General features: G+C 56.0%; 28 protein-coding genes and 1 tRNA gene. 6 read left to right on the forward strand and 23 right to left on the reverse strand.

Annotated features, from left to right (window positions below):
• The first annotated feature begins 75 nt into the window (after positions 1–75).
• On the forward strand, positions 76–1989 hold the full coding sequence (locus GC165_09265; GenBank protein ID MBI1333055.1) for a response regulator: 1914 nt from the start codon (positions 76–78) through the stop codon (positions 1987–1989).
• Between the two features lie 310 nt (positions 1990–2299).
• Here the strand turns inward: GC165_09265 and GC165_09270 are convergent.
• The 7 genes from GC165_09270 to GC165_09300 all read right to left on the reverse strand — a co-directional run bounded on the left by GC165_09270 (position 2300) and on the right by GC165_09300 (position 6768).
• Positions 2300–2374 (reverse strand) — tRNA-Thr (locus tag GC165_09270).
• A gap of 23 nt (positions 2375–2397) precedes the next feature.
• Positions 2398–2814, reverse strand: coding sequence for a hypothetical protein (locus GC165_09275; GenBank protein ID MBI1333056.1), 417 nt, complete (start codon positions 2812–2814; stop codon positions 2398–2400).
• Positions 2815–2845: 31 nt separating this feature from the next.
• Positions 2846–3664, reverse strand: coding sequence for a pantoate--beta-alanine ligase (locus GC165_09280; GenBank protein ID MBI1333057.1), 819 nt, complete (start codon positions 3662–3664; stop codon positions 2846–2848).
• Positions 3661–4446, reverse strand: a complete 786-nt coding sequence (gene panB, locus GC165_09285; GenBank protein ID MBI1333058.1) for a 3-methyl-2-oxobutanoate hydroxymethyltransferase — start codon at positions 4444–4446, stop codon at positions 3661–3663. The genes GC165_09280 and panB overlap by 4 nt, the downstream gene beginning before the upstream one ends.
• Before the next feature lie 23 nt (positions 4447–4469).
• Complete coding sequence (rocD, locus tag GC165_09290; protein ID MBI1333059.1) at positions 4470–5744, reverse strand: ornithine--oxo-acid transaminase; 1275 nt, start codon at positions 5742–5744, stop codon at positions 4470–4472.
• A gap of 19 nt (positions 5745–5763) precedes the next feature.
• Entirely contained in the window at positions 5764–6222 is a 459-nt protein-coding gene (locus GC165_09295; protein ID MBI1333060.1) for a redoxin domain-containing protein, read from the reverse strand.
• A gap of 6 nt (positions 6223–6228) precedes the next feature.
• A complete protein-coding gene (locus tag GC165_09300) occupies positions 6229–6768 on the reverse strand; it encodes a CBS domain-containing protein (protein ID MBI1333061.1) in 540 nt (179 codons plus the stop codon).
• Here GC165_09300 and GC165_09305 point away from each other — a divergent pair.
• Positions 6542–7402: an S-methyl-5'-thioadenosine phosphorylase gene (locus GC165_09305; protein ID MBI1333062.1), complete on the forward strand. Its 861-nt coding sequence runs from the start codon at positions 6542–6544 to the stop codon at positions 7400–7402. The two genes, GC165_09300 and GC165_09305, sit on opposite strands and share 227 nt — an antisense overlap.
• Positions 7399–8217, forward strand: a complete 819-nt coding sequence (locus GC165_09310) for a hypothetical protein (GenBank protein MBI1333063.1) — start codon at positions 7399–7401, stop codon at positions 8215–8217. Before GC165_09305 ends, GC165_09310 begins: the two co-directional genes overlap by 4 nt.
• Here GC165_09310 and GC165_09315 read toward each other — a convergent pair.
• From GC165_09315 to GC165_09330, 4 genes are all read right to left on the reverse strand, one after another.
• Positions 8214–8588, reverse strand: a complete 375-nt coding sequence (locus tag GC165_09315; protein MBI1333064.1) for a hypothetical protein — start codon at positions 8586–8588, stop codon at positions 8214–8216. The two genes, GC165_09310 and GC165_09315, sit on opposite strands and share 4 nt — an antisense overlap.
• 45 nt (positions 8589–8633) lie before the next feature.
• Positions 8634–9068, reverse strand: coding sequence for a MarR family transcriptional regulator (locus GC165_09320; GenBank protein MBI1333065.1), 435 nt, complete (start codon positions 9066–9068; stop codon positions 8634–8636).
• Positions 9068–9691, reverse strand: a complete 624-nt coding sequence (locus tag GC165_09325) for a redoxin family protein (GenBank protein MBI1333066.1) — start codon at positions 9689–9691, stop codon at positions 9068–9070. The genes GC165_09320 and GC165_09325 overlap by 1 nt, the downstream gene beginning before the upstream one ends.
• Positions 9692–9773: 82 nt before the next feature.
• A complete protein-coding gene (locus tag GC165_09330; GenBank protein ID MBI1333067.1) occupies positions 9774–10130 on the reverse strand; it encodes a four helix bundle protein in 357 nt (118 codons plus the stop codon).
• Positions 10131–10230: 100 nt separating this feature from the next.
• Between GC165_09330 and GC165_09335 the strand changes: the two genes are divergently transcribed.
• The gene (locus GC165_09335; protein MBI1333068.1) at positions 10231–12018 is read left to right on the forward strand and encodes a threonine--tRNA ligase; all 1788 of its coding nucleotides are present in this window, start codon (positions 10231–10233) and stop codon (positions 12016–12018) included.
• Positions 12019–12090: 72 nt separating this feature from the next.
• Here GC165_09335 and GC165_09340 read toward each other — a convergent pair whose 3' ends face one another.
• The 9 genes from GC165_09340 to GC165_09380 form a co-directional block, all read right to left on the reverse strand.
• The gene (locus GC165_09340) at positions 12091–12291 is read right to left on the reverse strand and encodes a hypothetical protein (protein MBI1333069.1); all 201 of its coding nucleotides are present in this window, start codon (positions 12289–12291) and stop codon (positions 12091–12093) included.
• A 3-nt stretch (positions 12292–12294) separates the two neighbouring features.
• Positions 12295–13131 carry a prepilin-type N-terminal cleavage/methylation domain-containing protein gene (locus GC165_09345; GenBank protein MBI1333070.1) on the reverse strand — a complete coding sequence of 279 codons (837 nt, stop codon included), beginning with the start codon at positions 13129–13131 and terminating at the stop codon, positions 12295–12297.
• 284 nt (positions 13132–13415) lie between these two features.
• Positions 13416–13616 (reverse strand): hypothetical protein, encoded by a 201-nt coding sequence (locus GC165_09350; protein ID MBI1333071.1) that lies wholly within the window; start codon positions 13614–13616, stop codon positions 13416–13418.
• Between the two features lie 4 nt (positions 13617–13620).
• A complete protein-coding gene (locus GC165_09355) occupies positions 13621–14472 on the reverse strand; it encodes a prepilin-type N-terminal cleavage/methylation domain-containing protein (GenBank protein ID MBI1333072.1) in 852 nt (283 codons plus the stop codon).
• A gap of 258 nt (positions 14473–14730) precedes the next feature.
• The gene (locus tag GC165_09360) at positions 14731–14928 is read right to left on the reverse strand and encodes a hypothetical protein (GenBank protein ID MBI1333073.1); all 198 of its coding nucleotides are present in this window, start codon (positions 14926–14928) and stop codon (positions 14731–14733) included.
• 4 nt (positions 14929–14932) lie between these two features.
• Positions 14933–15787 (reverse strand): prepilin-type N-terminal cleavage/methylation domain-containing protein, encoded by an 855-nt coding sequence (locus GC165_09365; protein MBI1333074.1) that lies wholly within the window; start codon positions 15785–15787, stop codon positions 14933–14935.
• 221 nt (positions 15788–16008) lie between these two features.
• The gene (locus GC165_09370; protein ID MBI1333075.1) at positions 16009–17214 is read right to left on the reverse strand and encodes a serine hydrolase; all 1206 of its coding nucleotides are present in this window, start codon (positions 17212–17214) and stop codon (positions 16009–16011) included.
• Complete coding sequence (locus GC165_09375; GenBank protein MBI1333076.1) at positions 17133–18476, reverse strand: DUF1552 domain-containing protein; 1344 nt, start codon at positions 18474–18476, stop codon at positions 17133–17135. Before GC165_09375 ends, GC165_09370 begins: the two co-directional genes overlap by 82 nt.
• A 2-nt stretch (positions 18477–18478) precedes the next feature.
• On the reverse strand, positions 18479–20776 hold the full coding sequence (locus GC165_09380) for a DUF1592 domain-containing protein (GenBank protein MBI1333077.1): 2298 nt from the start codon (positions 20774–20776) through the stop codon (positions 18479–18481).
• Between the two features lie 203 nt (positions 20777–20979).
• Between GC165_09380 and GC165_09385 the strand changes: the two genes are divergently transcribed.
• Positions 20980–21228, forward strand: a complete 249-nt coding sequence (locus GC165_09385) for a hypothetical protein (GenBank protein MBI1333078.1) — start codon at positions 20980–20982, stop codon at positions 21226–21228.
• On the opposite strand, the gene GC165_09390 is transcribed toward GC165_09385, so the two are convergent.
• Genes GC165_09390 through sufC form a run of 3 tightly spaced genes read right to left on the reverse strand, consistent with a single transcriptional unit; the run spans position 21225 to position 23604 of the window.
• Positions 21225–21497, reverse strand: coding sequence for a hypothetical protein (locus GC165_09390; GenBank protein MBI1333079.1), 273 nt, complete (start codon positions 21495–21497; stop codon positions 21225–21227). The genes GC165_09385 and GC165_09390 overlap by 4 nt on opposite strands.
• The gene (gene sufD / locus GC165_09395) at positions 21497–22828 is read right to left on the reverse strand and encodes a Fe-S cluster assembly protein SufD (protein ID MBI1333080.1); all 1332 of its coding nucleotides are present in this window, start codon (positions 22826–22828) and stop codon (positions 21497–21499) included. Before sufD ends, GC165_09390 begins: the two co-directional genes overlap by 1 nt.
• A 17-nt stretch (positions 22829–22845) precedes the next feature.
• A complete protein-coding gene (sufC, locus tag GC165_09400; GenBank protein ID MBI1333081.1) occupies positions 22846–23604 on the reverse strand; it encodes a Fe-S cluster assembly ATPase SufC in 759 nt (252 codons plus the stop codon).
• A 188-nt stretch (positions 23605–23792) separates the two neighbouring features.
• Between sufC and GC165_09405 the strand changes: the two genes are divergently transcribed.
• Complete coding sequence (locus GC165_09405) at positions 23793–24230, forward strand: hypothetical protein (GenBank protein ID MBI1333082.1); 438 nt, start codon at positions 23793–23795, stop codon at positions 24228–24230.
• The last annotated feature ends 162 nt before the right edge of the window (positions 24231–24392 follow it).

A 24392-nucleotide genomic window follows, 5' to 3' on the forward strand; every position in this document is an offset into this window, starting at 1 on the left:
GAAAATGATAAGGAACGAAAGCGAGTCCGCACCACGATCAACTTTGTTCGTAATACGTGTGTAGACTTTTTGGCGATGAGGAAACTGCTCGAACTGAGTTTGTGGCAAATTCCACGCTGGGTGCCTTATACCAGCGGGGTTGTCCTCGTCGCGGCGATTACGATTTTCCGTTATCAGTCTTCGCCGTTCTTTGGCGATAAGGGATCGCTCCTCTTCTTTACGCTTCCGATTGTCATTTCGGCGTTCATCGGCGGCTTTGGACCGGGCATCTTTACGGCGATTTTGAGCCTGCTGACGGCAAAGTTCCTCTTTATTCCCGACCTCTATTCGTTCAACATCGCCGACCCAGTCGCGAAGGTGGGCATGATGAGTTCGGCGATCAACTGGCTTGTTATCTGCATCATCTGCGAGCTGTTGCGTGAGGCGGCGCGGTCGTACCGCGGTGCGGCGTCGGAACGCGACTACCAAAGAGACCACCTGTCGGTGGTTTTGGACAGCATCAGCGACGGCTTTTTTGCGGTCGACAACGACTGGCGGATCACCCATGCGAATCGGGCCATGCGCGAAATGGTCGGTCAGTACGCAACGGTGGACAGCCAGGTGCTTTGGGATTTTCTTCCGCCCGAGCAGGAGCACATTAAGCAACAACTGATCGAGGCGAAGAATTCGAAACAGTTTGTGATTTTGGACGTTCCAGAGCGGGACGATGGGCCGCGATGGTTCCAGTTCCGCGCCTTTCCTGAGGAGCAGGGTGTTTTCGTTTATATGCAGGACATCACCGACCGAAAGGAAGCACAGATGCGGAACGAGCGGATTCTGGCCGACGAGCGGCGGGCGCGTAGCGAGGCCGAGAAGGCCAGCCGACTTCGCGACGAGTTTGTGGCGACGGTTTCGCATGAATTGCGGACACCGCTGGTTTCGATTCTCGGATGGGCGGAGCTTCTGCAGAGACGCTCGCACGAGGACTCCTATATCAAGGAGGGCCTGTCGGCGATCGAGAGCAGTTCGAAGCAACAGGCGAAGCTGATTGAGGAACTTCTGGATATCAGCCGCATGAGCGCAGGCAAAGTGCCGATGAACATGGAGGTCGTTATGCTTCCGGTGGTTATCGAGGAGGCGGCGCTGGGATGCAGCCTGGCGGCCAACAACAAAGCGATCGAGCTACGAATCGATTTGCCCTCGCAGGACGTGCTGATTAATGGCGACGCGGGGCGCTTGCACCAGATCGTGACGAACCTGATTTCGAACGCGGTCAAGTTTACGCCTCGCGGCGGACATGTGACGGTAAAGCTGATTCGAGAAGGCAATTCGGCAATCTTGACCGTTCAGGACGATGGGGAAGGTATTCCGGCGTCGTTCCTGCCATTCGTGTTCGATCGGTTCCGACAAGCGAATGCGACGTTGACGCGCTCGCAGGGCGGCTTGGGCCTCGGACTCTCGATTGTGAAGCAGTTAGTGGAGTTGCACGGCGGAAACATCGAAGCGGCGAGCGAGGGGCCCGGAAAGGGAAGCTTATTTACGATCACGTTTCCCATCGACCCGATCTTGACGCAGGGACCTCGGGATGAGATTTTCGACATCAAGGCCAAGCCGCTTTCGAACGTGAAGGTAATGGTCCTGGACGACGACGAGGGGACGCGCGATTTGCTGGCGCTGATCCTGGCCGAGAGCGGAGCAGATGTGAATTTGGCGGGGGACGCCGAGTCGGCGTTTCCGCTGATGGAATCATTCCAGCCGGACGTGCTGGTGAGCGACATCGGCATGCCGGGCGTGGACGGGTATCAGTTTATTGAACGTGTGCGCACGCTTTCCGAGGAGAAGGGCGGGAAGGTGCCGGCGGTGGCCCTAACCGCGTTTGCGCGCGAAGAGGACCGCGAGAGAGCCTTGAGCGCGGGGTTCCAGGAGCATTTGGCGAAGCCGATCGAGTCGTCGGTGCTGGTGCAGACGTTGAGCCGTCTGATTCGGTCGGAGCGACCGCATCTGATCTAACTTGTCCTCCGGGCTGTTCAGCCCTTGAATTGAGGCGGTAATATGCGCCATCCTTCAATCGAGCCTTCGGCTGGGCTTCGCCCGGGTCGTCCCGGTATCCGGGACTCCTTGGAATACAGCTGTTTAGTTCTTTACCCAGTCCTGCGGGCTGGGCTAGCTTGAAGCGGGCTTACAGCCCTTCATTGGTAGCTTTGTCTTCAGCTGCCAACTGCGAGAATTTCTATAAGTGGGAAGGCATCAAAAAAGGCATCAAAGTTTCAGAACTGCTAGGAGACCGAACCAAAATATGACCTATTTGAACCTGGCGAAGTGGAGCCCCAGACAGGAATCGAACCCGCAACCTACTGATTACAAATCAGCCGCTCTACCGTTGAGCTACTAGGGCGTCACTTCTATTATTGTGGCACGTTAGGCGCTTTTCTTTTTGCGCGTTCGTGTTTTCACAAGCTTAGCTTGACCGTCGGTACCGTAGGTCAGCTTGTAGCCCGCAGGAATGCTCTTGAGCGCGGCTTCAAGTTCCGGTGTGAGGGAAGCAGCGGATCGCGGCTTTCGGCCTCGCTTGCCCTTTCGGCCGGGGTTAAGGGCATTGAATGCGTCGGTGGCGTCGGTGGTCTTGTCCATTGCCTTCAGATCCTTACCCTCAACTTTGTAAAGCTCGGAGGAGGCGGTGAAGGAAAGGAACATGTAGTTGCCATCGCTCAGCATCCTAACCTTATGTGGCACTACGAATTTTTTGACTCCATATCGGATAGTCAACAGACCTTCCTTCTCGTCAGCTTTGAATTTCAAGCTGTTTTTGACCTTTTGCACGTTTTTACTCATCATGAACGTCCTGCGCCTTCGCGCTGCGACTAGTCTACCCAATAACTCTGACGTTATCGATTAGTCTAGTTGTTCCAAGCTTTGCCGCAACTATCAACGAAGCATTGTCATTAAGTTCCCGAATAGGGTGCATGGTAGAACGATCTACTAGGTCAAAGTAGTCTACGTTAAATGAATTTGACTTGAGGAATTCGATCTGCTCTTTTAGCGTCAAACTCGACTTCTTCCCGTTGAGAAGATCGTCCTTTGCCTGTATTAATGCTTGGTGAAGGCATGGGGCTAATAGCCTATCATGCTCGTTCAGATATGCGTTTCGACTCGATTTGGCCAAGCCGTCATTTTCTCGAATTGTATCGCAAAAGATAATCTTTATCCTAAAGTTCAAATCTTCTACAAGTTTTGTAACTACCGCGCACTGTTGGAGGTCTTTTTCACCGAAGTAAGCGGTGTTCGGCGTCACTATATTGAATAATTTAGCGACAATAGTCGCGACACCATCAAAGTGCCCCGGCCGGTGTGCTCCCTCATATAATTCCGTGACATGAGGGACCTGAATTTTCGACGAGTTTTCTTTGTAAACATCCTCGACGGACGGGGCAAATACGATGTCGGCTCCGGCTTCTGATGCCATTTCGCAATCGCGTTCGAAAGGGCGAGGATATTTAGAAAGGTCTTCGTTTGGTCCGAACTGAGTCGGATTGACAAAGATACTGACGACGGTGCGGTCGTTTTCGCTTCGGCTTCGTTTGATAAGAGATATGTGGCCCTCATGCAAGGCACCCATCGTTGGCACAAAACCGGTTCTAATCGTGCTGTTCGCGGGGAAGTCTGCGACTGGCTTGATGATTCTCAAAAGGAGTTCTCCGAAGTCGGAAACTCGCCCTTTCGAACCAATTCGGTATAGGTTTTTGCGGCCTTGCCCATCTCGTCTCGCCCGTTGAAAAATACTTTTGTATGCTTGAACTGCTTTTCGGAAATGCCCATGATGTCGTGCCAAACTTGAATCTCTCCACTGCAGTTTGGTCCGGCCCCGATTCCGATAGTCGGAATCGTGAGTTCTTGGGTTATCTGGCCGGCAAGATCGGCAGGAATAAGTTCTAAAACAATCGAAAAGGCTCCCGAAGCTTCGATGGACTTCGCTTTAGCGATCACGTCTTGCGACGCATCGCCCCGTCCTTGGACCTTGGCACCGCCAAAATTGTTGATGGACTGGGGAGTAAAGCCGATGTGACCCATAACCGGAATACCGGCCTTGACCATTGCTTCGATTTCTTGATGGTAATCGCCCTCTAGCTTTACCGCAGAAGCACCGGCTTTCATCAATTTGATGGCTGACTCAATGGCTTGCTCTTTGGAAATATTGTAGGAGCCGAAGGGAAGGTCGGCAACCAAGAGGGCGCGAGTCAGACCGCGGCGAACGATCCGGACGTGATAGCAGACGTCTTCGAGATCGACGGGTAACGTCGTATCGTGACCTTGAATGACATTTCCGAGCGTGTCGCCAACGAGGACGACATCGACGCCAGCTTGGTCGGCAATTTGGGCCGAAGGGAAGTCGTAGGCGGTAAGACAGACGATTTTTTCGCCCGCCGCACGCATGCGCCCAAGACTCGGAGCGGTTATTTTTTCAGACATCGATTGTAATGAATGTACCTTCCCTAACTCGATAGGGTCGCTTCGAAGGCTTTTCGGATTCGGACAACGGCGTCGGAAACGATTTCTTCGGTAATGGTTAGTGGCGGCGTCAATCGGAAGGTCCGGTGGCGCGTTTCTTTGGTGAGAATTCCGTTCTTAGTGAGATTGACGCTGAGCTTGGAGGTGTCGACGGTGTCGTCGATTTCGAAGCCGATAAGCAGACCGCGTCCGCGAACTTCGATGATTTGATCGAACGGGAGGTCGCGAAGCTGGCTCATCATCAGATCGCCCATTTTGGTGCTGTTGCCGGCAAAATCATCCTGCTCCATGACGGCCAAGGCGGTGACGGCGACGGCGGCGGCCAACGGATTTCCGCCGAAGGTGCTCCCGTGGTCGCCAGGCTGAAAGACTTCCATGACTTCGCGTCGGCCGACGGCGGCGGAGACGGGAAGGAGGCCCCCTCCGAGGGGTTTGCCAACGGCGAGAAGGTCGGGTTTGGCATCTTCGTACTGCCAGGCGAACCGTTTGCCCGTGCGGCAAAAGCCGGTTTGAACTTCATCCCAAATTAGCAGGACGTTGTTCTCGGTGCAGACTTTGCGGAGGTCGGCCATGAAGCCATCGGGCGGGATGATGATGCCACCTTCGGCCTGGATCGGCTCGCCGAGGATGGCTGCCGTGTTCGGCGTGATTGCCCGTCGGACGGCGTCGATATCGCCGTAGGGGACGACCTTGAATCCGGGCGTGAAGGGCCCGAAGTGCGCCTTGTAGGCTTCCTCGGTTGAGAAGCCGACGATGGTGGTGGTTCGACCGTGGAAGTTGTCTTGGAAGACGATGATCTCGGCTTGATTATCCGGGACGCCTTTGACCGTATAAGCCCACTTGCGGGCCAATTTGATGCAGGTTTCGTTGGCCTCAGCGCCGCTGTTCATGGGGCAGACCATATCGAGGCTGCTGTAGTCGGCGAGCGCCTTGCAGAAAAGACCGACTTCGGCATTATAGAACGCCCGGGAGACGACGGCGACTTCGTCGAGCTGATCCTTTAGCGCTTTGACGACGGTGGGATTAAGGTGTCCGTGAGCCGTGGCCGAGTAGGTGCCGATGAAGTCTAGGTATTCGTTGCCTTTTTCGTCCCACACACGGATACCGTCGCCTTTGACCAGATTGACGGGCAACGGCTTGTAGTTGTGGGTTGAGTAATTCTGGAAGAGCTCCTTGACCTGATCCAGCGAGAGGTCTTCGGCTAGGTGCCGAAAGCCCTGTTGGAGGACGTCTTGCCAAAAATTCTTCGTTGAACTCATGTCCTGAGTATATCTGGTGCTACTTGGCCGCCAAAAAGGCTCCAACTTCGGCGGCATGGCCGAGTGGGTTGACCTTTTCGTAAATCTTGACGATGATTCCGTTCTCGTCGAGGACGTAGGTCGTGCGTTCGACGCCCATGTATTTGCGACCCATGAAGGTCTTTTGAACCCAGAGCCCGCAAGCGTCGATGAGGCTTCGCTCGGTGTCGGCCAGCAGAGGGAAATTCAAGTTGAACTTCTTGGCAAAGTTCTGATGCTTCTTGGCCGAGTCTGGCGAAACACCGAACACGTGGGTGCCTGGGATCGCTTCGAGGCGGTCTCGGAATTCGCAGGCTTCGGCAGTACAGCCAGGCGTATTGTCCTTCGGATAGAAGTAGATGACAGCCTTCGACCCTTTGAGGTCATCGTTCGTCCATGTTTTCCCGTTTTGGTCGGAGAGGGAAAAAGAAGGAAATGGGGCGCCTTCGCTCAGCATGATTAGGTTCTACGCTTTCCTCGACGCATCCATCATCAGGGCTTGAAGCAAATCGACGCGAAGCACAACGCCGGCCAGGCGTCCGCTGTCGGTGACAGGGAGGATCGAGATTCCGCTGGCAAGCATGCGGTGGAGTGCATCGGAGATTTCCTGGTTCACATCGGCGACGGTCGGATCCTTGGTGGCGATCATGATCGCGGGTTCGGCGCTGAGCGTAAGGACGCTATCGCGGCGAGAGGCTTCGCGGCAGATATCGCCCTCGGTGATGACGGCGATGGGTTTGAGGTCTTGGTTGGTGACGACCAGGGCGGGGAACTGGTAGATGTCCATTTTGTCCACCGCCTCGCGAACCGTGCTGGACTCCGTGAGGGTGGGGATGTGGGCGTGCAGCACTTCGCGAAGGATCACAGTGATAGTTTGGCCGATTTCGGGCCATAATCGCCTTATCATGGAGTTCGACGTCGCAATCATCGGAGGGACAGGCATTGGGTCGCGACTGGTGGCGCGGGGAGGAACTCCGGTCCATATTCCGACGCCGCGAGGCACCATTCGGGGACGGCACCTTCAGCACGGCGACACGAACCTTTTGCTCCTGAGCCGCCACTCGGCGGGGCACAAGGTGCCGCCGCACAAAGTGAACTATGTAGGCATGGCGACGGCCCTTCAGCAGGTGGGCGTGAAGTACTGCCTATCTTCGGCAGCGGTCGGGAGCCTGCGGCCCGAATGGGGGCCGGGCACGATGGTGGTCTGCTCGGACTTCTTCGATTTCACGTTTCGCAACACGACGATGTTCGACGAAACAGTCGTACACACGGACTTCACCTATCCTTTTGCGAGGAGCGTGCGAGCGGCCATGCAGTCGGCAGCTTCGGCCGAGAATGAGAGCGTTGAGGACCACGGTATTTATGTCTGCGGGAACGGACCACGGTATGAAACGCCGGAAGAGATCAAGCTTTATGCCCGCGTGAAGGGCGACGTGGTGGGCATGACGGCAGCTTCGGAAGCGATCGTGATGCGGGAGGCGGGGGTCGATTACGGCTGCCTGGCGGTCGTGACGAACCTAGCGGCGGGCATCGCCTACCAAGAGCTGAGCCACCAAGAGGTCGAAGACGAAATGAAGCGCTCGGGAGAGAAGGCGGTGCGAGTTCTGCTTCGCGCCGCGAGTTTGGTTCGATCCTCATGAGCCTTTCCCGTCGGACCTTCACCCTGACCTTGGCGATGACGCCGGGGATCGGCGGTCGGTCGGTGGTGAAGGTGTTGGCGAGGAACGACCTGTTGGGCCGGTCGGCAGAAGAATTCTTTGCCCTGAGCTTTGAGACTTATGTCGAGGAGTACGGCCTCCTGCGCAAAGCGGCTGAATACCTGTCGCAACATCGCGAAACACTGGTGCAGGAAGTTGAACCGCTGGAGAAGCGTCTTGAAACGCTCGGGGTTCGGTGGTTTGTTATCACCGATGCGGGCTATCCGGAGCAGTTGGAACAGTTCGACCCTGACCCACCAGCGATGGTTTTCCTGTATGGAAATACCAAACTCCTTTCAGCTAAGACGTTTGCGGTGCTGTCTTCGCGTCAGGCATCGGAGCAAGAATTGTACGAAATCGAACGGCTGACCGAGGAGGGAGTTTTGAATGGCGAGATCCTGGTGTCGGGTCATGACCGACCGGAGTACCAGCGGTCAGCGGTGGTGCCACTTCGGTGGGGAGCGCCGAGAATTTTGTGCTTGGACCGAGGCTTGTTTCAGGTTTTGGGCGAGGACCTGAAGAACGAGGCTTTTCGGATGGCGCGGCTATGGCGGTATGAATTTGACCCGTCGACGGATCTGGTGGTCTCGCCCTTTCGCCCGGAAGCAAAGTTTGTGGGCGTCAACAACCAGGTTCGCGACCGCCTGGTGGCGGGTTTGGCTAACCGCATCGACTTCGTGAAGGTGTCGCCGGGCGGCAACATGGAAAAGCTTGCGAAGCTAGCAGAAAAGGCGGCGCGACCGGTTCGCTTGTTTTAGCGGACCAACTCTTCGATGGGTGAAAGCCGCTCCTCGTACGTGTGTTGCGTGTTAAGGATGTGCATGGGACCCGGAGCTTGATTCCAAATCGGTTCGCGATGGCCGACATAGCAGATGTAGACCAGTCCACCCTCGCGGGTTTTTGCCCATCGATTGATACCGGAGCCGGTGTAGACCAAGACGAACGCGCCCGGATGGATCAGTTCCTCGTCGGTGAAGGCGTAGAGAGCGTCCAGCGAGTAGTGAGACAGGTAGGACTCGGACATCAATACGTGCCCACGAAGCTTCAGTCTCAGCGATGAGTGGTTTTGAAGCAGTACAAATTCGTTCGCGACGTTATCCGATCTCTGAATGCCCACTATCCGTAGCATGGCAGTCTCCTTATTGGAGGGGACGCACGATCTGTGGATATCGCTTCAAAAAACTTCTACTTTAAGAGAATTAAGTACTTTGCGAAGCGTTTTCGAGGCCGCTTCCGCTTCTTTGGCGCTGATTTTCCCTTCGATCTCGGTCTGAATGCGGCGCATTTCGGTGAGGACAGCCTTCACTTTTTTGTGGCCCTCGGGGGTCAATTCGAGGTTGACGGCGCGGGAATCGAGTTCAGAAGGTCGGCGGACGACGTAGCCTGAATTAGCGAGGCTGGTCACGGCTTCGCTGATGGTGGCGCGGGAGAGCCCGAGGCGCTTCCCGATCTCGGCTTGGGTCTCGCGACCATCGGCGGCCCATATAGCGGAGAGGAGGTCAAACGACGCCGAGGTCAGGCCCTGTGAGGCAATCGCCGGTCGAGTCGCTTGCGCAACAAGGTCGTTCACCTGGCAGGCCAGGCCAATGAGATTCTCGATGGAGGACATTATTTCTCCGCTAAAAGCCCCTCGATTTGCTTGCGGAACTCATCGAAGTGTTGGGGATCGTAGCCGATCTTGATGTTGCGAATATTGCCTTGTTTGTCAATGACGACCACGAAGGGAATAGCGTCGCAACCGTAGGCTTCGAAGTTATCCGCCCCACCGTACATCACCGGCCACGGAATCTTGTGTTCCTTGATGAAGTCGCCCATGCGGTCAAATTCCGTGTCCTGGGGCATGTCTCGCTTCTCGCGGTTTTCCTTGCCATAGTAGCCGTAATATTTGGTGATGCCCACGACTCGGAGTCCCTTCGGCTGGAGGTCGGCGTACATCTTCTCCATCTCAGGGAACGAGGCGATGCAGGGACCGCACCAGTGGGCGAAGAAGTCGAACAAGACTACTTTTCCGACATAGCTGTCTTCGTCGAAGGTACCGTGACCCTTGGTGAATTTGAGGGCGGGGTAGGGTTGGCCCATAATGGCCTTTCGCTTCTTTTCGAATGCGAGTTTTCGCGCCTCTTTGGGATCCTGTTGCGGGGTTTGAGTGAGGAGTTCCGGGGCGATCGTCGCGATGATGTTTGGTTTGCAGGCACACAAAAACAGAAGCGGTGCAAGGGGCATGATGTTCATTATAGCTTCGGCCTCCGAACGATGCAAGGGAGCGAAGCATAAGAAGCGTAGGAAGCGGTGGAAGGGGAAGAAGCGCGAGCAATTAGCCTTCAAGCTTATGGATGAGGCTTGAAATCATCTTCGCGTCCTGGTCTAGCTCGTTCAACATGGTTGGGGCGCCAATTTGATACCCAATCTCGTCCGATATCTCGACAAGTGTCTCTAGTTCGCGAATAGATCCGAGGGCAATGTATAGAAATCGAGCGAAATCAGCATTGGAGTTTCGGCCGTGACCTTCGGCAATGTTAGAAGGAACAGATATGGCCGCGCGCTGAACTTGAGCGACGACCCCGTACTTTTCTGTCTCGGGAAGGTTGTCAGTTGCGTTGTAAAGCGCTACGTAGATGGCTTTACCTTTCTGCCAAACGAGCAAGTCCCGGAAGCTCGATCTCCTCAACATGATCGGCCCAAGTTACTTCTTTCGCTTCCCGCGCTCGTTTCGCTTGCTACGCTATAATTTCTATTGACAGCATCAATCCCTTGGTAAGGGAGGCACAACCATGAACGAAAAATACGAAGATTCCTATCTTTACCGTTTGCGGCATTCCGCCGCCCACTTGATGGCTCAAGCCGTCACCGAACTCTATCCCGGCGCGAAGCTGAGCATTGGACCTCCAATCGAGAACGGCTTCTACTACGACATTGACTTTCCGACTCCGCTGAAGGAAGAAGACCTCGAGACGATCGAGAAGCGGATGAAGGACTTGGCGAAGCTGGATCAGCGAATCGAGCGCACCGAAGTCAGCCGTGAGCAGGCGAAGGCACTGATCCTCGACGACACCATCCCTGGTATGGGTGAGGCCGTTGCGGACTACAAGCTACAGCTCCTCGACGCGATCCCGGCGGGCGAAACGATCTCGTTCTACAATCAGCAACGGACTGACCGCGAGGGAACACAACACCGGTTTCTCGACCTCTGCCGGGGTCCGCATGTGGAATCGACCAAGGAGATCAAGGCGTTTAAGCTGATGAGCTTGGCAGGTGCATACTGGCGCGGCGATGTAAAGAACAAGCAGTTGACCCGCATTTACGGAACCGCTTTCGAGACGAAGGAAGAGCTGGAAACCTACCTGGCCCACATCGAAGAGGCGAAGAAGCGCGACCACCGAATCTTGGGTCGCGAGCTTGGGCTCTTCATGTTTAGTGCGAGGGTCGGTACCGGCCTGCCCCTTTGGTTGCCAAAAGGTGCCCAACTTCGGATGACCTTGTCCGACTTTATGAACCACGAGCAAATGCGTCGCGGCTATCAGCCGGTCGTCACGCCGCACCTCGGCAATGCGAAGCTGTGGGAAACGTCAGGACACATCTACAACTATAAAGAGAAGATGTTCCCGTTCATGGAGGATGAGGAAAAGGAAACGTACATCCTCAAGCCGATGAACTGTCCGTTCCACATCGAGATCTATCGATCTCAGATGCGGTCCTACCGTGACTTGCCGGTCCGACTCTGCGAGATGGGGACGGTCTATCGCTATGAGCAGAGCGGCGAAGTTACCGGCATCTTGCGGGCAAGAGGATTTACGCAGGACGACGCTCACTTGTTTGTTCGTCCCGACCAACTACTCGAAGAGTTCACCAACGTGGTCGACCTCATGCAGGCGGTCCTGTCAAAGCTGGGCCTGTCGAACTATCGAGCCCGCGTAGGAACCAAGGATCCGGCCTCGGACAAGTACATCGGCGACGACGAAAACTGGAAACTAGCGACGGACGCAATTTTCCAAGCGTGCGATGCAAAGGGATTGGAGTACGAAGTGTCGCCCGGCGACGCGGCGTTCTATGGCCCCAAGCTGGACATGATCATCAAGGATGCCCTTGGCCGAGATTGGCAGATGGGAACGGTTCAGGTGGACTACAACCTGCCCGAACGGTTCGAACTGGAATACATCGCCGAGGACAGCAAGCCACACCGGCCGGTGATGATCCACCGCGCGCCGTTTGGCTCTTTGGAGCGAATGATTGGGCTGTTGACCGAGCAGTATGCAGGCGCTTTCCCGTTCTGGTTGGCCCCGGTTCAGGTCGCGATTCTTCCGATTGCGGACCGACACAACGAAGCAGCGACAGAGATTGCCTTGAAGTTGCGCGACGAAGAAGGGTTCCGTATAGAGGTCGACGACCGGCGAGAGACGCTGGGCAAGAAGATTCGCGAGAGTCAACTCCAGAAGATTCCGTTCATGCTTATTCTTGGCGACAAGGATATCGAGAACGGAACGGTTGGCGTGCGGAGCCGAGAGGACGGTGATCTCGGCGCGATGACGGTTGCCGAGTTCGTAGCGAAGGCCAACGGCTAAGTCCTTCGCATAAAAAAGAGAAGGGTTGCGAGTGATCGCAACCCTTCTTCATTTACGAGGAGCCTCTCGTCGTTAGTTACCGGGCGTGCCGGTCTTGACTCCGGGAGGAGCCGCCATCGGCGACATTCGTGCTGCACCGGCCTGCTTGTTTTGCGGCAATCCGGCACCCTGATTGGTGTCACGCTGTGCGCCAACCGTGACGCCAGGATCGGAGCCACAGCCAACCGCAAGGATCGAACCGACGAGAATCAAAAGAGCGAGAGTCTTCTTCATATATTAGAGGCTGAGGTCGTTGAGCGTACCGTCGAGGTCCCAAAGGTACTTCGTGATGTCCGTCACAACCGCGTTGTCGCCGGTGGCGGTGCCGAAGTCGGTACCAGCAGCCAGAGCGCCGTCCTTCATGAACTTAGCGTGGCCATCGACGAAACCAACGATCGCGCCGTCGTAGATAGCGGTTCGCGTGCTAGCCGTGACGTGAGGGGTCACGTCGGCGTGCCAGTTGCTCTGACCGGAAGCGCCAACCCAGATACAAGCATTCGGAGCCGGGAGGATGACCGGATAGGCACCCGGAGCGTTAGCGCCTTCGTAACCGAGGTTCGAAGAGGACGAGAACGCCTGCGAAGAGGTGAACATGACGGTTTCGGCCGGAGCGACAGCAGCGGTGCCCGATCGAGCAACCGACGTGTCACAGGCATACCACGGCGACAGGAACATATAGTTGTAACCGTACTGCGGGAAGATATCTTGGTTTGCCCACCAAGCATAAGGACCGTTGCCGAAGATGTTGTCGCTGTCGCCCTTGCCCGGATCGACGAGGATGGTCAGGTTCTTTTGGTACGGCTGGATGAGGTGAACCCAGGTGTAGGCCGGGGTCGTTCCATCGGACATGTACGGCCAGCTGGCGTAGGTCTGAATGTTCAGCGGGAGCATGTCGTCGACGTCGCCTTCGTACATGATGCCAGCGAGAGCGATTTGCTTCTGGTTGCTGATGGACGAAGCCTTCTTGGCAGCCTTCTTGGCTTGGGCGAAGACAGGGAAGAGGATTGCAGCGAGGATCGCAATGATAGCGATGACCACGAGCAACTCGATAAGAGTAAATGCACGATTTCGCATGAATGATCTCCGTATCGAGCAGACGGAATCTGCACGAACGATGGGGAGATTATAACGAGGCTTTGTTTTCAGGCGACCGTAAGTGTTTGGAGCGAAGTCGTTAGATTTCGATATGGGCTTTTGCTCGAAATACCCGGTGAGAATACATGCAGCGGCAGGCTGAGCAGGTTCGGATAAGGTGGTTCTGAACCCGATCTAAGGGACCAAAAATCTCAATAGAACTTCGTTAGAAAAGCGAGACCCGATGCGGATATGGTGGTCCGCACCGGGTCTCGTTCGGACGGCTAGCCGCCCGGAGTGCCGGTTTTCACCCCGGCAGGTGCAGGCGTCGCCGTGTCATCGGCGATGCCCTTCTTGGCTTTATCGGACATTTGACTAGTATCTTGTCTCTTCTGTCCCACGGTAACACCGGGGTCAGAACCACATCCAATCAACGAAATAGAAATCGCCGCGAGGATGGTGAAGATCAGAGTCTTTTTCATCATGTCTTTAGAGCGAGAGGTCGTTGAGCGTGCCGTCGAGGTCCCAAATGTACTTGGTGATATCCGTGACCTGAGCGCCTTCGTTGCCATTGCTGGAAAGGGCGGTGCCGAAGTCGGTACCGGCTGCCATTGCGCCGTCCTTCATGAACTTGGTGTGACCATCGACGAATCCGACGACTGCGCCATCGTAAGTCTTCACGCGAACGCTGGACGTGATGTGCGGAGTCTGACCGCCGGACCAGTTACCCGATCCTTGGTTGCCGTCCCACCAAATACAAGCGTGCGGTGCAGGAAGGATGATCGGCCAAGCGCCAGGAGCGTTGGCATCGAACCAACCGACTCGGTCGTTAACCGTGAACACCTGCGAGGTGGTGAACATGACGGTTTCGGCCGGAGCAACTGCAGCCGTGCCCGATCGAGCAACCGACGTGTCGCAATCGTAGAACGGCGAGAGGAACATGTAGTTGTAGCCGTACTGCGGGTGTCGGTTCTGGTTGTAGGACCAGGCGTTGGGACCGCTGCTGAACTCAGAGTTGGTGTCGCCGACGCCCGGGTCAACCATGATCTGAAGGTTCTTCTGGTAAGGCTGCATAATCCAGACCCAGCTATTGGTGCGGAGTGCAGGATCGGCGTTTCCGAGCTGGCCGTAGCTGCCGCTCAGCGACAATGGGAGCATATCGTCCACGTCTGCCTGGTACATGATGGCAGCGAGGGTGATTTGCTTATCGTTGCTGATCGAAGAAGCCTTCTTAGCGGCTTTCTTAGCTTGGGCGAAGACAGGGAAGAGAATAGCGGCCAGAATCGCAATGATAGCGATGACCACGAGCAACTCGATAAGAGTAAATGCACGATTTCGCATGAATGATCTCCCGTTCATACGTTATTCATATGAACGATGGGGACATTATAACGAGCTTTGCAAAATCGGCCTAACAGAATCCTGTAAGAAAACGGGAAACGAGGAACAATACCAGCACGGTGGTTTAGCTTCGAACGATTCGATATGGGCCTTTCGGCTCACATGTCATCTGTGTTCGCACATATGCACTTTCTAATTTATCAAGCTCAATTTCATACGGAGCCCTTCACAGAACTCCGTATGAAATGTCCGGTTGGACTAGCCGCCCGGAGTGCCGGTTTTCACCCCGGCCGGTGCGGGCATCGCCGTGTCGTCGGCGATACCCTTCTTGGCTTTGTCAGACATTTGACTAGTATCTTGTCTCTTCTCTCCAACGGTCACTCCAGGGTCGGATCCACATCCGACCAACGACACGGAGATTGCCGTAAGAATGGTGAAGAACAGAAACTTTCTCATGTTATTAGATGCCAAGGTCAGTCGTGGTTCCGTCGAGGTCCCACAGATACTTGGTGATGTCCGTGATCTGTGCGCCATCGCTGCTGTTGCTCTTGATCGCGGTGCCGAAGTCGGTACCAGCGGCGAGAGCGGCGTCCTTCATGAACTTGGTGTGGCCATCGACGAAGCCGGTGACAGCGCCATCGTAAGTCTTCACACGAGTGCTCGATGTGATGTGCGGAAGCTGACCGCCGGACCAGTTACCCGATCCTTGCGTACCGTCCCACCAGATACAAGCGTGAGGAGCCGGAGCCGTGATCGGCCAAGCGCCAGGAGCGTTTGCAGCGTACCAACCGACTCGGTCGTTAACAGTGAACACAGCCGAAGTCGTGAACATGACGGTTTCTGCCGGAGCGATCGCCGCCGTAGCCGAGCGAGCAAGGCCGTAGTCGCAGTCGTACCAAGGACCAAGGAACAGGTAGTTGTAGCCATACTGAGCGTGTCGGTTCTGGTTGTAGGACCATGCGTTGGGGCCGCCACCGCTGAACTCAGAGTTGGTGTCGCCGACGCCCGGGTCGACCATGATCTGAAGGTTCTTCTGATAAGGCTGAAGAATCCAAACCCAGGTGTTGGATCGGAGGCTAGCGTTGGCATTGCTCAGATTGCTATAGCTACCGCTCATTGAAACGGGAAGCATGTCGTCCACGTCTGCCTCGTACATGATGGCAGCGAGGGTGATCTGCTTGTCGTTGCTGATAGACGAAGCCTTCTTAGCGGCTTTCTTAGCTTGAGCAAAGACAGGGAAGAGGATTGCGGCCAGAATCGCGATGATAGCGATGACCACGAGCAACTCGATAAGAGTAAATGCACGATTTCGCATGAATGATCTCCCGTTCATATGAGATTCATATAAACGTTGGGGTCATTATAACGACCTTTTGGCTTTCTTCCTATAGGTTTCAAACAAAAAAGTGACATTCTCATACAAATACGGGACCATGGGGTCCTGTCGGCGGGGCACCGAGTCGATTCTGATGGGAGACCTTAGGTTCAAATGACCTAAATCTTTTCAAATTCTAACGGGAGCATCTGCACCAAATCTCAGGCCAGAGCGGTCTTCCAGGCGAGGTCGTGGAACTTCGGACGGAATTGGATGATTTTGGTGTTCTCGCTCGTCGGGTGGACCCTGTTCGTGAGGAGAATAGCAAAGGCTCTGGCCTCGGGGTCGCACCAGACTGAGGTTCCGGTGTATCCGGTGTGCCCGAAGGACTTCGGGCCAAAGTATTGGCCAGCAGATGAGCCTTTGGGCGATTTGGTGTCCCAGCCCAGGGCCCGGGTGCTGATGTCGCCTTGCTTTTGGATGAATTGGTTGCGGACCTCGGGGTCGATGACCTTGGGTTGGTCGAGGAGAAAGTTCTCCATGAACCGACTGAGGTCGCCGACGGTCGAGAAAAGCCCTGCATGTCCGGCGACGCCATCGAGAACGGTGGCGGTGGGGTCGTGGACCTCGCCTTGAATGAATTCGGGGTTCCTGCCAAAGAGTTTTTCGGAGCCGAGCGCGCCATAGCGCTTGAGGCGCAGGGCTCTTCGCCAGTCTTCGGTTTTTTCGGTTGGCACGCAATCGTCTCGTTTGACCTCTGTGCCGAAGGCGGCGTGGTCCAGACGGAAATAGCCCGTGTGGTCCATGCCGAGCGGCGCGAAGACGCGCTTGCGAAGGTAGTCCTCGAGGGGAAGCCCGGTGAGCCGGTGGATCGCTTCGGCCATCAGGATCATGCTGAGGTCGCTGTAGACGGACTTGGTTCCGGTTTCGTAGACAAGCTTTTCGTTGTAGATTGCCTTCATCACGTCGGCAGCCTCGGTGTACGTCTTGTGATACGGGCGAAAGGCGATCAGGCCGGAGTCGTGGACCAGGAGGTTTTGGAAAGTGATCTTGTCCTTGTCGTTGACGCCGAACTCGGGGATGACGCTTGCGACGGGGCTCTCAATGTCGAGCTTGCCCTCATGCACCAGGATCATAGTGGCGGTGGTGGTTCCGATGACCTTGCTGACGCTGGCCATATCCCAGATGCAGTCGGTTGTGGTCTTGGGGGAATCGGGATCGTAGGTTTGGTGTCCGACCGCGCCCTGAATCATGCGACCTTCCCGCCAAACGGCATAGGCCGCACCTGGGAAAACTCCCTCGTGGATAGCCGTCCGAAGGAGATCGTCGAGTGGTTCCACTGGCTCTAGAAGAGCCCCTGCAGACGGCCGGTCGAGTCGCCGAGCGATTCGAGCTTGACGCCCACGCGGTCGAGCATCGTTACGAATAGGTTGTTGAGCGGTGTATGGTCGTTGTAAACCACGTGCTGGCCCGACTTGTAGCCTCCACCATGACCAGCGACGAGGATCGGTAGATTATTGTGGTTGTGGGCGTTGCCGTCACTAATGCCGGCTCCGTAGACCAGCAAGGTGTTGTCCAGCAGCGTCGAGCCGTTCTCCTTGATCGATTTCATCCGCTTGAGGACATAGGCTAGTTGCTCGATATGGTACGTGTCGATTTTTTGCTTTTTGGCAAGCTTTTCGGGTTGGCCGCCGTGGTGGCTGACGTCGTGGTGACCGTCGCTGACGCCGATCTGAGCGTAGGAGCGGTTTGAGCCATCGTTGGCAAACATAAACGTGCAGACACGAGTGAGGTCGGCTTGGAAGGCCAGCACCATCATGTCGCCCATGAGGCGAAGGTGCTCACCGTAGTCGCCGGGGATGCCTTTGGGCTTGCCGACTCCGGCGGCGGCTTCCAGTTTGGCCTGACTTTCGAAAGCGAGTAGTCGGTGCTCGATTTCTCGCACCGCGGTGAAGTACTCGTCCATCTTCATTTGGTCGCGTTTGCCCAGCCGAGATTTGAGGTTGGCGGCGTCTTCCATCACAAAGTCGAGGATCGACTTGTTGAAGAGATCGCGGCGAGCCATGCTTTCGTCCTGTTCGCTTTTGGAGCCGTTGCCGAACAGGCGCTCGAAGACGAGGCGAGGGTTGACTTCTTTGGGGACCGGCGTCGTGTCGCTCCGCCACGCAATGTTGCTGGAGTAGGCGCAGGAGTAGCCGCTGTCGCAGTCGCCCGCAAGACCGCTACGCTCGCATCCGATTTCGAGCGATGGGAAGCGAGTTTGCTTGCCGATCGACTGAGCCGCGACTTGGTCGACCGAGATGCCGTTTTTAATGTCGGCGCCCGACGTCTTGCGCGGATGCACGCCGGTGAGCCAAGCGGCGGTCGAACGGGCATGGTCGCCGGGCCCATCGCCAAGGGCGAAAGCATTCTGCTGAGACAAGCCGGTGAGGATCGAGATATCGTTTTTGAGCTCAGCCAATGGCTGAATGATCGGAGTGACCTCAAGTGCGCCTGCAGCTTGCGGCGTCCAGTGGGCCATGTCGATGCCGTTTGGCACAAAAAGGAACGCCATTCTCGTTGGATTGGCGGCAATCGCGCCCGAGCCGCTGGCGTAAGCGAGCGGAGCCATAGCGTCCAAGACGGGGAGCGCCATCAGGGTTCCCACCCCTTTGAGGAACGTACGACGATTGAGAGGTGTTTGGCTCATGGTTATCCCTTTCTCTTGGTAAACGGGTCGCTTTCGGCGATGCCTTCGACGATGCTAGAAAACTTGTAGTTGTTGGCGGCCGCGCGCTTGACGACGTCATCGACGAAACACTTGTCGTTGTCGTCAACGCCACGTCCGAGGGCGAACGTCATCATTTTCTCGACGAAACTGCGGCAGAAGTCCTGTTTATTGCCCATCAGAACAGCCTTGAGTTGAGTTGGTCCAGTGAACTTGCGGCCATCGGGAAGAGTGGCGGAGCTATCGATGGCGAGATTGCCGTCTTTGGTTCGCCATCGACCGACAGCGTCGTAATTTTCGAATCCGAACCCGAGGGCGTCCATTTTGGTGTGGCAGGCGGCGCACATTGGGTTCTTGCGGTGGACTTCCATCTTTTGGCGGAGACTGAGGCTAGCGTCGACCTTACTGCCTTCGGCCAAATCTCCGACGCCGGGTGGTGGCGGTGGCGGAGGGGTACCAAGAATCTGTTCGAGAATCCACTTGCCACGCTTGGTGGGGCTGGTGCGGGTTGGGTTTGAGGTGATGGCGAGGACGGACGCCTGGGTGAGGACGCCGCCACGGCCGGTGCCTTCGGTGCTGACTCGGCGGAAGTTATCGCCGGTAACGCCGGTCATGCCGTAGTGTTTGGCGAGGGCGGCGTTGACGAACGTGTACTTGCTGTCGATGAAGTCGAGGATCGGACGATCTTCGGACATCACGTTCTGGAAGAACATCTTCGATTCCTGAAGCATGGCGTTCATCAGGTCATCGCTGTATTCCGGGAAGAGCTTTTTGTCCGGCTGGAAGTTGTAGAGCTTGCGAAGTTGGAGCCACTGCATGGCGAAGTCATCGACCAGCGAATCCGCTTTCGGGTCTTTCAGCATTCGCGCGACTTGTTCCTTTAGCACGGCAGGTTTCCGCAGTTCGCCACTCTTGGCTACGTTGTAAAGGGTCTTGTCGGGCAGCGAAGACCATAGGAAGTAGCTGAGCCGGGACGCAAGTTCGAAATCGTTAAGGTCGCGCGCCCTGTTTGACGCGTCGAGTTCGACCCGAAACAGGAAGTTGGGGTTGCAGAGGACGGCTTGGCAAGCGATCTGCATGGCTCGCTCATAGCCTTCGTCGGCCTTTGCGCCCATCTGGAAGACGACCATCAGTCGGTCGAGCTCTTCGGTTGTGATTGGACGTCGGTAGGCTCGGCTGGCGAACCACTCCAGCGACTTGCGGGCCTCGGTTTCCCATTGGTCTTTGGGAGGAACCGTGGGAATTAGTTCGCGCTGAAAAGCGGTGCGGATCGGGTTGTCCTCGACCGGGCCAACCAACTGCAATTCATACACACCAACGTTACGGTCTTGGGCGGGTTGGTTGCCCTGAGGAGCGACGTAATAGTCGTTGGTGAAGGTGACGCCGACGGTCCAGTCGCCGGGTGTCAACTTGGTGGGGAAGACATAGCTTCCGGGCTTGGCGTAAGGGTCGGTGATCTGGAAAGTAGTGAGGACGTCTCGGTTGAGCTTCAGTTCCAGGCGGGCGTTTTCGGGGCCTGCGTGCATTTCGCCGGCTCGAACCTGGATTCGATACCAGCCGCTCTGCTTAACGGAGAACTTTGTGGAGGCAGTACCGTTGGAGAACATCGACATCATGCCTTCGCGAGCGGTGCCGCCAGAGGTGACGTTGAGAGCCTCGCCGGAGACGGTCTGGATTTTGGTTTTAGGAAGTCGAATGGCGTCCTTGACGACCTTTTCCGAAGCCGAGAGGTACTTCTCCATGAGCAGCGGAGACATGGAGAGGACATCGCCGATGTTATCGAAACCGTAGCCCACGTCGTCGTTGGGGAAGTCGTCTGCGGGTCGGATCGAGACGCCAAGGAGGTCACGGACCGAGTTGTTGTATTCCTCACGATTAAGGCGGCGGAGGGTGACTCGACCGGGGTCGGCAAGGTCGCAGTTCTGTTTGAAAGCGGTGTCGATCCACTCCACCATGCGCTGACGCTGGGCGTCGGATGGCGCTGGCGATTTGGGTGGCGGCATGTGCTTGCTCGCCACATTTTTGGCGATGCGCTGCCAAAGGGCGGGGTCTTTGAGGGCGAGTGTGCCCGTCATGCCTTTCGTCAGGCGAACGCCGCCTGGAGCGTCTTTGTCGTCGTGGCAGTCAACGCAATACTTGTTGACGATCGGTGCGACGTCTTGCTCAAAGCTCGGGACGTGAGTCGCCGGTTTTTTCTTTTGAGCGGGCGACGTGAAGGGAATTGCGACAGCGGCGCAAATGAGTAGCGAAGCTACAGACAGAGTCAGGCTGCCTCGTTGCATGTCCCCAAAAGCATTCTACTGAACCTTTTCGGTTGAGAGTTGCAGAACTGGACCAAAAAGCCCTTTGTTGGAGGCGAGACCATGGTGTATTCGACTCCGAACCTAGCGAAATTACTATAAGTCGTAAGAAATTAGTAATAAAATGCTCTGGCCCTGCTCAATGGAGGAACATTTGCCGAAAGATCAATATTCAAAGGAAGCAAGTGACCTACTGGAAGCGGGACAACGGAGATTGGATCGTTTTTGAGAAGTACGAAGGGGAGCAGAAAGCCCATTATTTTGGGTACGAGTTCTTCCTATTCTTCTCGGAGAATTTTCGCGCCTGGTTCCTGATGTACGACGACACCGGCGAGACCTTGGATGCCGGCGACGTTGAGCGGTGGGACGAGATGCCTTCGGCTGAGCAAATCCGTACCGCCGTCGAGAACTTCCTCGTTTTGAAGATGGCCTAAGGCTTCTTCAACGATTTGATCGCTTCGCCGATCACGATTCCGACTCCAGCTATGAGCCCAATCCAGGCTCCGTTTGCGAGCCCCAATCCGATGCCGAGTTGTTGGCTGTTGTAGGTATGGGGGCCATACATTGCCTCGCGAGCAGGATTGACCAGCAGAACCGAGCAGAAGTCCGGCGCAACGGTGCCAATCAGAACCCCAAAGAGGAAACCCAATCCAATTCCACCGATCACGCAACCGAGGACGATGGCGATGGATCGGGTAGGCATTATGCTAGCTTATCGAATAGTCGAGCTTCGAGGGCTTCGCGGACCGAGTCGATCTCGATCTTCTCGAGGACTTCGGCAGCAAAGGCATAGACGAGTAGAGCTTGCGCTTTCGATTTTTCGACGCCGCGAGCACGAAGGTAGAACAGCGCATCTTCGCGAAGCTGGCCGATGGTCGCGCCGTGGGTGCACTTGACGTCGTCGGCAAAGATTTCGAGCTGAGGCTTGGTGTTCATCGTCGCGGTAGGCGACAAAAGGATGGCCTGATTGGTCTGCTTTGCGTCGGTCTTCTGCGCATCTTCGTAAACGAAGATTTTGCCGTTGAAGACGCCTTCAGCCTTGTCCTTCAAGATCGACTTATAGACCTCGAACGACTGACAATTCGGCATCGCGTGGTCGATTCGAGTATGGTTGTCGATGACCTGGGCACCGACGCCGACATTCGCGCTATTGAGCCACGTTTCGGCGTATTCGCCGTTCACGTAGGCGTTGATGTCATTGCGGGCGACCTCGCCGCCAAAATTGACGTTGTTCGACGTGTAAACCGACTGCGATTCCTGGTGCACGTAGGTGTTGGCAACGTGGATGGTTTCGAGCGACTCGTCTTGGTAGCGGGTGTGCTCTAGCCGGGCCGAGCGGTCCAGTCGGACTTCAGTCACTGGGCAAGTGAAGCCGAATCCGGCCAGCGTGACGTAGCTCTCAATGACCTTCGCTTCCGCGTTCTCGCCAAGAATCACGAGTGAGCGGGGGGCCGAGAAGACGCCTTCTTCGCGGTCAGCGGTGATGAATTGAAGGTGGATCGGCTTCTCGCAAGTCACGCTCTTGGCGATGTGAACGACGGCGATGTCACCCAGGTACGCGGTGTTGAGGGCGACAAAGCGCTCGTCGTTAGTCGAGCCGAGCTTGCCCTGGAGCGTCGCGATCTTGCCGAAGTGAGCTTCAACCGCATCAGAGAGGTCGTCAGGAAGTTCGGAAATCGGTCCGGCGAAAACGCCTTTCGGCAGATGATCGTGGGTTGAAATCTCAGGGGCGTACTGGCCATTCACGAAGCTGACCGTGATGGCGTCGATTTGGCCGAGGGTGAAGTCGGCGAGGTCTTCGCGCTGAGTGTTGGCGCCAAAGCCAAAGCGGAACTTCTTCTCTTCGAGGGCTCGAAGCGATGTGTACTTGAACTCCTCGTCGTGGCGGTTCGGCAAGCCGAATTCTTGATAGGTTCGGATCGCTTGCTCGCGAAGCGGGCCAAACCAAGCGGGCCCCTCGATATCGAGAAGCGACTTGATGTCGGCGTAGCCCGCAACAAACGGATCAGAATTTCGTTCCAAGGAAACCATCATTATGCTTTAGTTTCGCCCTACGCCTTGGCGGCGAGTTCCTCTTTGATGAAGTCGTAACCCTTCTCTTCGAGTTCGAGGGCGAGTTCCTTGCCACCGGACCGAACGATGCGGCCATCGACGAGGACGTGCACGAAGTCGGGAACGATGTAGTCGAGGAGGCGCTGGTAGTGGGTGATCACCAACGTCGCGCGCTCAGGCGAGCGGAGTGTGTTGACGCCGTTGGCGACGATCTTCAGGGCGTCGATGTCGAGGCCAGAATCGGTCTCGTCGAGAACGGACAGCTTAGGATCGAGGACGGCCATCTGGAAGATTTCGTTTCGCTTCTTTTCTCCGCCAGAAAAGCCTTCGTTGACGGATCGGGTGAGCATCGACGCATCGAGCTCCATCAGGGCGGCCTTCTCCTTCACCAAGTTCATGAATTCCTTGGCCGAGATGTCTTCCTGTCCGTGGTACTTGCGGATGGAGTTGACGGCGGAGCGAAGGAAGTAGGTGTTGGTCACGCCCGGAATCTCAACCGGATATTGGAAGGCGAGGAAGAGGCCCTCGGCGGCTCGCTCTTCAGGATCGAGTTCGAGCAGGTCCTTGCCGTCGAAATCGACACTACCTTCGGTGATCTCGTAGTCGTCTTTTCCAGCGAGGACGCTTGCCAGGGTCGACTTGCCGGATCCGTTCGGGCCCATGATTGCGTGGACTTCGCCGGCCTTGATGACCAGGTTCACTCCCTTTAGGATCTCTTTTTCCTCGACCGAGGCGTGCAAATTGGTAATCGTCAGCATAGGGGGACTTTTGTTTCCTACGTTATATTGCGCCGAAAAGTTGACAAAAAAGTCAAGGTGGGCGAGTCCCCTCGATGAACCTCATCTGAAGCGAAAAGATTTGAGACCTAAACTGGTAATAATCGATTTCCCTCGAAGTCAAATTCAGCGTATGATGAGGGCATGTTTGTTTGGGGTTGGATAGAAGAATGATGATGGTTGCGGAAGCCTTACGGCAGGTTATCGAAGGTGACGACTTTGCTTCGCCGCGAGGGCTGCTCCGATCGATCAAGGCGGAAACCGCCGTGATTGTGCCGCTGGGCGCTCCTTACTCGATTGCCACCAATGTGGCTCACGCCAAGATTTGGCAGGAAGCTTGGCTTTGCCGCTTGCGCGGGGTTCAACTGCCAAAGATTGTGATGGGGCAGGACTTTCCTGAGGTTTCGGAGAAAGAATGGGCGGATGTGCGCAAGGAGTTTTGCGATGGCTTGGATCAGGCGTACGAAATTGCCCAGCGCGACCCGTTTACTCACTTTGCGAAGGATGACGAGGCGGCGGTGCGGACCCTGCTTCGTATTGCCGCGCATGGGGCGTACCATGTGGGCCAGGTTGCTTTGCTCAAGCGAATGATTACGGCGAGCAACTGATTTTCGGTCCAGCCTCGGTCTATTTTGCGAAATTGACAGGAATGCCACACGATCTTAGGATCAAGGTCGCGGGTAACGTCGTCCAACTTCGAGGGTGGACCATAATTTGTTAAGATTCGACGATCCCGGCCTTAGGACCTCATTTCTCGACGGTGAGAGACG

Source organism: Armatimonadota bacterium (assembly GCA_016125185.1).
Taxonomy (GTDB): Bacteria; Armatimonadota; Fimbriimonadia; order Fimbriimonadales; family Fimbriimonadaceae; genus Fimbriimonas.

Coding starts and splice junctions, on each gene's coding strand:
- GC165_09265 (MBI1333055.1), top strand. CDS start 76: ATGAGGAAACTGCTCGAACTGAGTTTGTGGCAAATTCCACGCTGGGTG.
- GC165_09275 (MBI1333056.1), bottom strand. CDS start 2,814: ATGATGAGTAAAAACGTGCAAAAGGTCAAAAACAGCTTGAAATTCAAA.
- panB (MBI1333058.1), bottom strand. CDS start 4,446: ATGTCTGAAAAAATAACCGCTCCGAGTCTTGGGCGCATGCGTGCGGCG.
- rocD (MBI1333059.1), bottom strand. CDS start 5,744: ATGAGTTCAACGAAGAATTTTTGGCAAGACGTCCTCCAACAGGGCTTT.
- GC165_09305 (MBI1333062.1), top strand. CDS start 6,542: ATGTCCATTTTGTCCACCGCCTCGCGAACCGTGCTGGACTCCGTGAGG.
- GC165_09300 (MBI1333061.1), bottom strand. CDS start 6,768: ATGGTGCCTCGCGGCGTCGGAATATGGACCGGAGTTCCTCCCCGCGCC.
- GC165_09310 (MBI1333063.1), top strand. CDS start 7,399: ATGAGCCTTTCCCGTCGGACCTTCACCCTGACCTTGGCGATGACGCCG.
- GC165_09315 (MBI1333064.1), bottom strand. CDS start 8,588: ATGCTACGGATAGTGGGCATTCAGAGATCGGATAACGTCGCGAACGAA.
- GC165_09320 (MBI1333065.1), bottom strand. CDS start 9,068: ATGTCCTCCATCGAGAATCTCATTGGCCTGGCCTGCCAGGTGAACGAC.
- GC165_09325 (MBI1333066.1), bottom strand. CDS start 9,691: ATGAACATCATGCCCCTTGCACCGCTTCTGTTTTTGTGTGCCTGCAAA.
- GC165_09330 (MBI1333067.1), bottom strand. CDS start 10,130: ATGTTGAGGAGATCGAGCTTCCGGGACTTGCTCGTTTGGCAGAAAGGT.
- GC165_09335 (MBI1333068.1), top strand. CDS start 10,231: ATGAACGAAAAATACGAAGATTCCTATCTTTACCGTTTGCGGCATTCC.
- GC165_09340 (MBI1333069.1), bottom strand. CDS start 12,291: ATGAAGAAGACTCTCGCTCTTTTGATTCTCGTCGGTTCGATCCTTGCG.
- GC165_09345 (MBI1333070.1), bottom strand. CDS start 13,131: ATGCGAAATCGTGCATTTACTCTTATCGAGTTGCTCGTGGTCATCGCT.
- GC165_09350 (MBI1333071.1), bottom strand. CDS start 13,616: ATGATGAAAAAGACTCTGATCTTCACCATCCTCGCGGCGATTTCTATT.
- GC165_09355 (MBI1333072.1), bottom strand. CDS start 14,472: ATGCGAAATCGTGCATTTACTCTTATCGAGTTGCTCGTGGTCATCGCT.
- GC165_09360 (MBI1333073.1), bottom strand. CDS start 14,928: ATGAGAAAGTTTCTGTTCTTCACCATTCTTACGGCAATCTCCGTGTCG.
- GC165_09365 (MBI1333074.1), bottom strand. CDS start 15,787: ATGCGAAATCGTGCATTTACTCTTATCGAGTTGCTCGTGGTCATCGCT.
- GC165_09375 (MBI1333076.1), bottom strand. CDS start 18,476: ATGAGCCAAACACCTCTCAATCGTCGTACGTTCCTCAAAGGGGTGGGA.
- GC165_09380 (MBI1333077.1), bottom strand. CDS start 20,776: ATGCAACGAGGCAGCCTGACTCTGTCTGTAGCTTCGCTACTCATTTGC.
- GC165_09390 (MBI1333079.1), bottom strand. CDS start 21,497: ATGCCTACCCGATCCATCGCCATCGTCCTCGGTTGCGTGATCGGTGGA.
- sufD (MBI1333080.1), bottom strand. CDS start 22,828: ATGATGGTTTCCTTGGAACGAAATTCTGATCCGTTTGTTGCGGGCTAC.
- sufC (MBI1333081.1), bottom strand. CDS start 23,604: ATGCTGACGATTACCAATTTGCACGCCTCGGTCGAGGAAAAAGAGATC.
- GC165_09405 (MBI1333082.1), top strand. CDS start 23,793: ATGATGATGGTTGCGGAAGCCTTACGGCAGGTTATCGAAGGTGACGAC.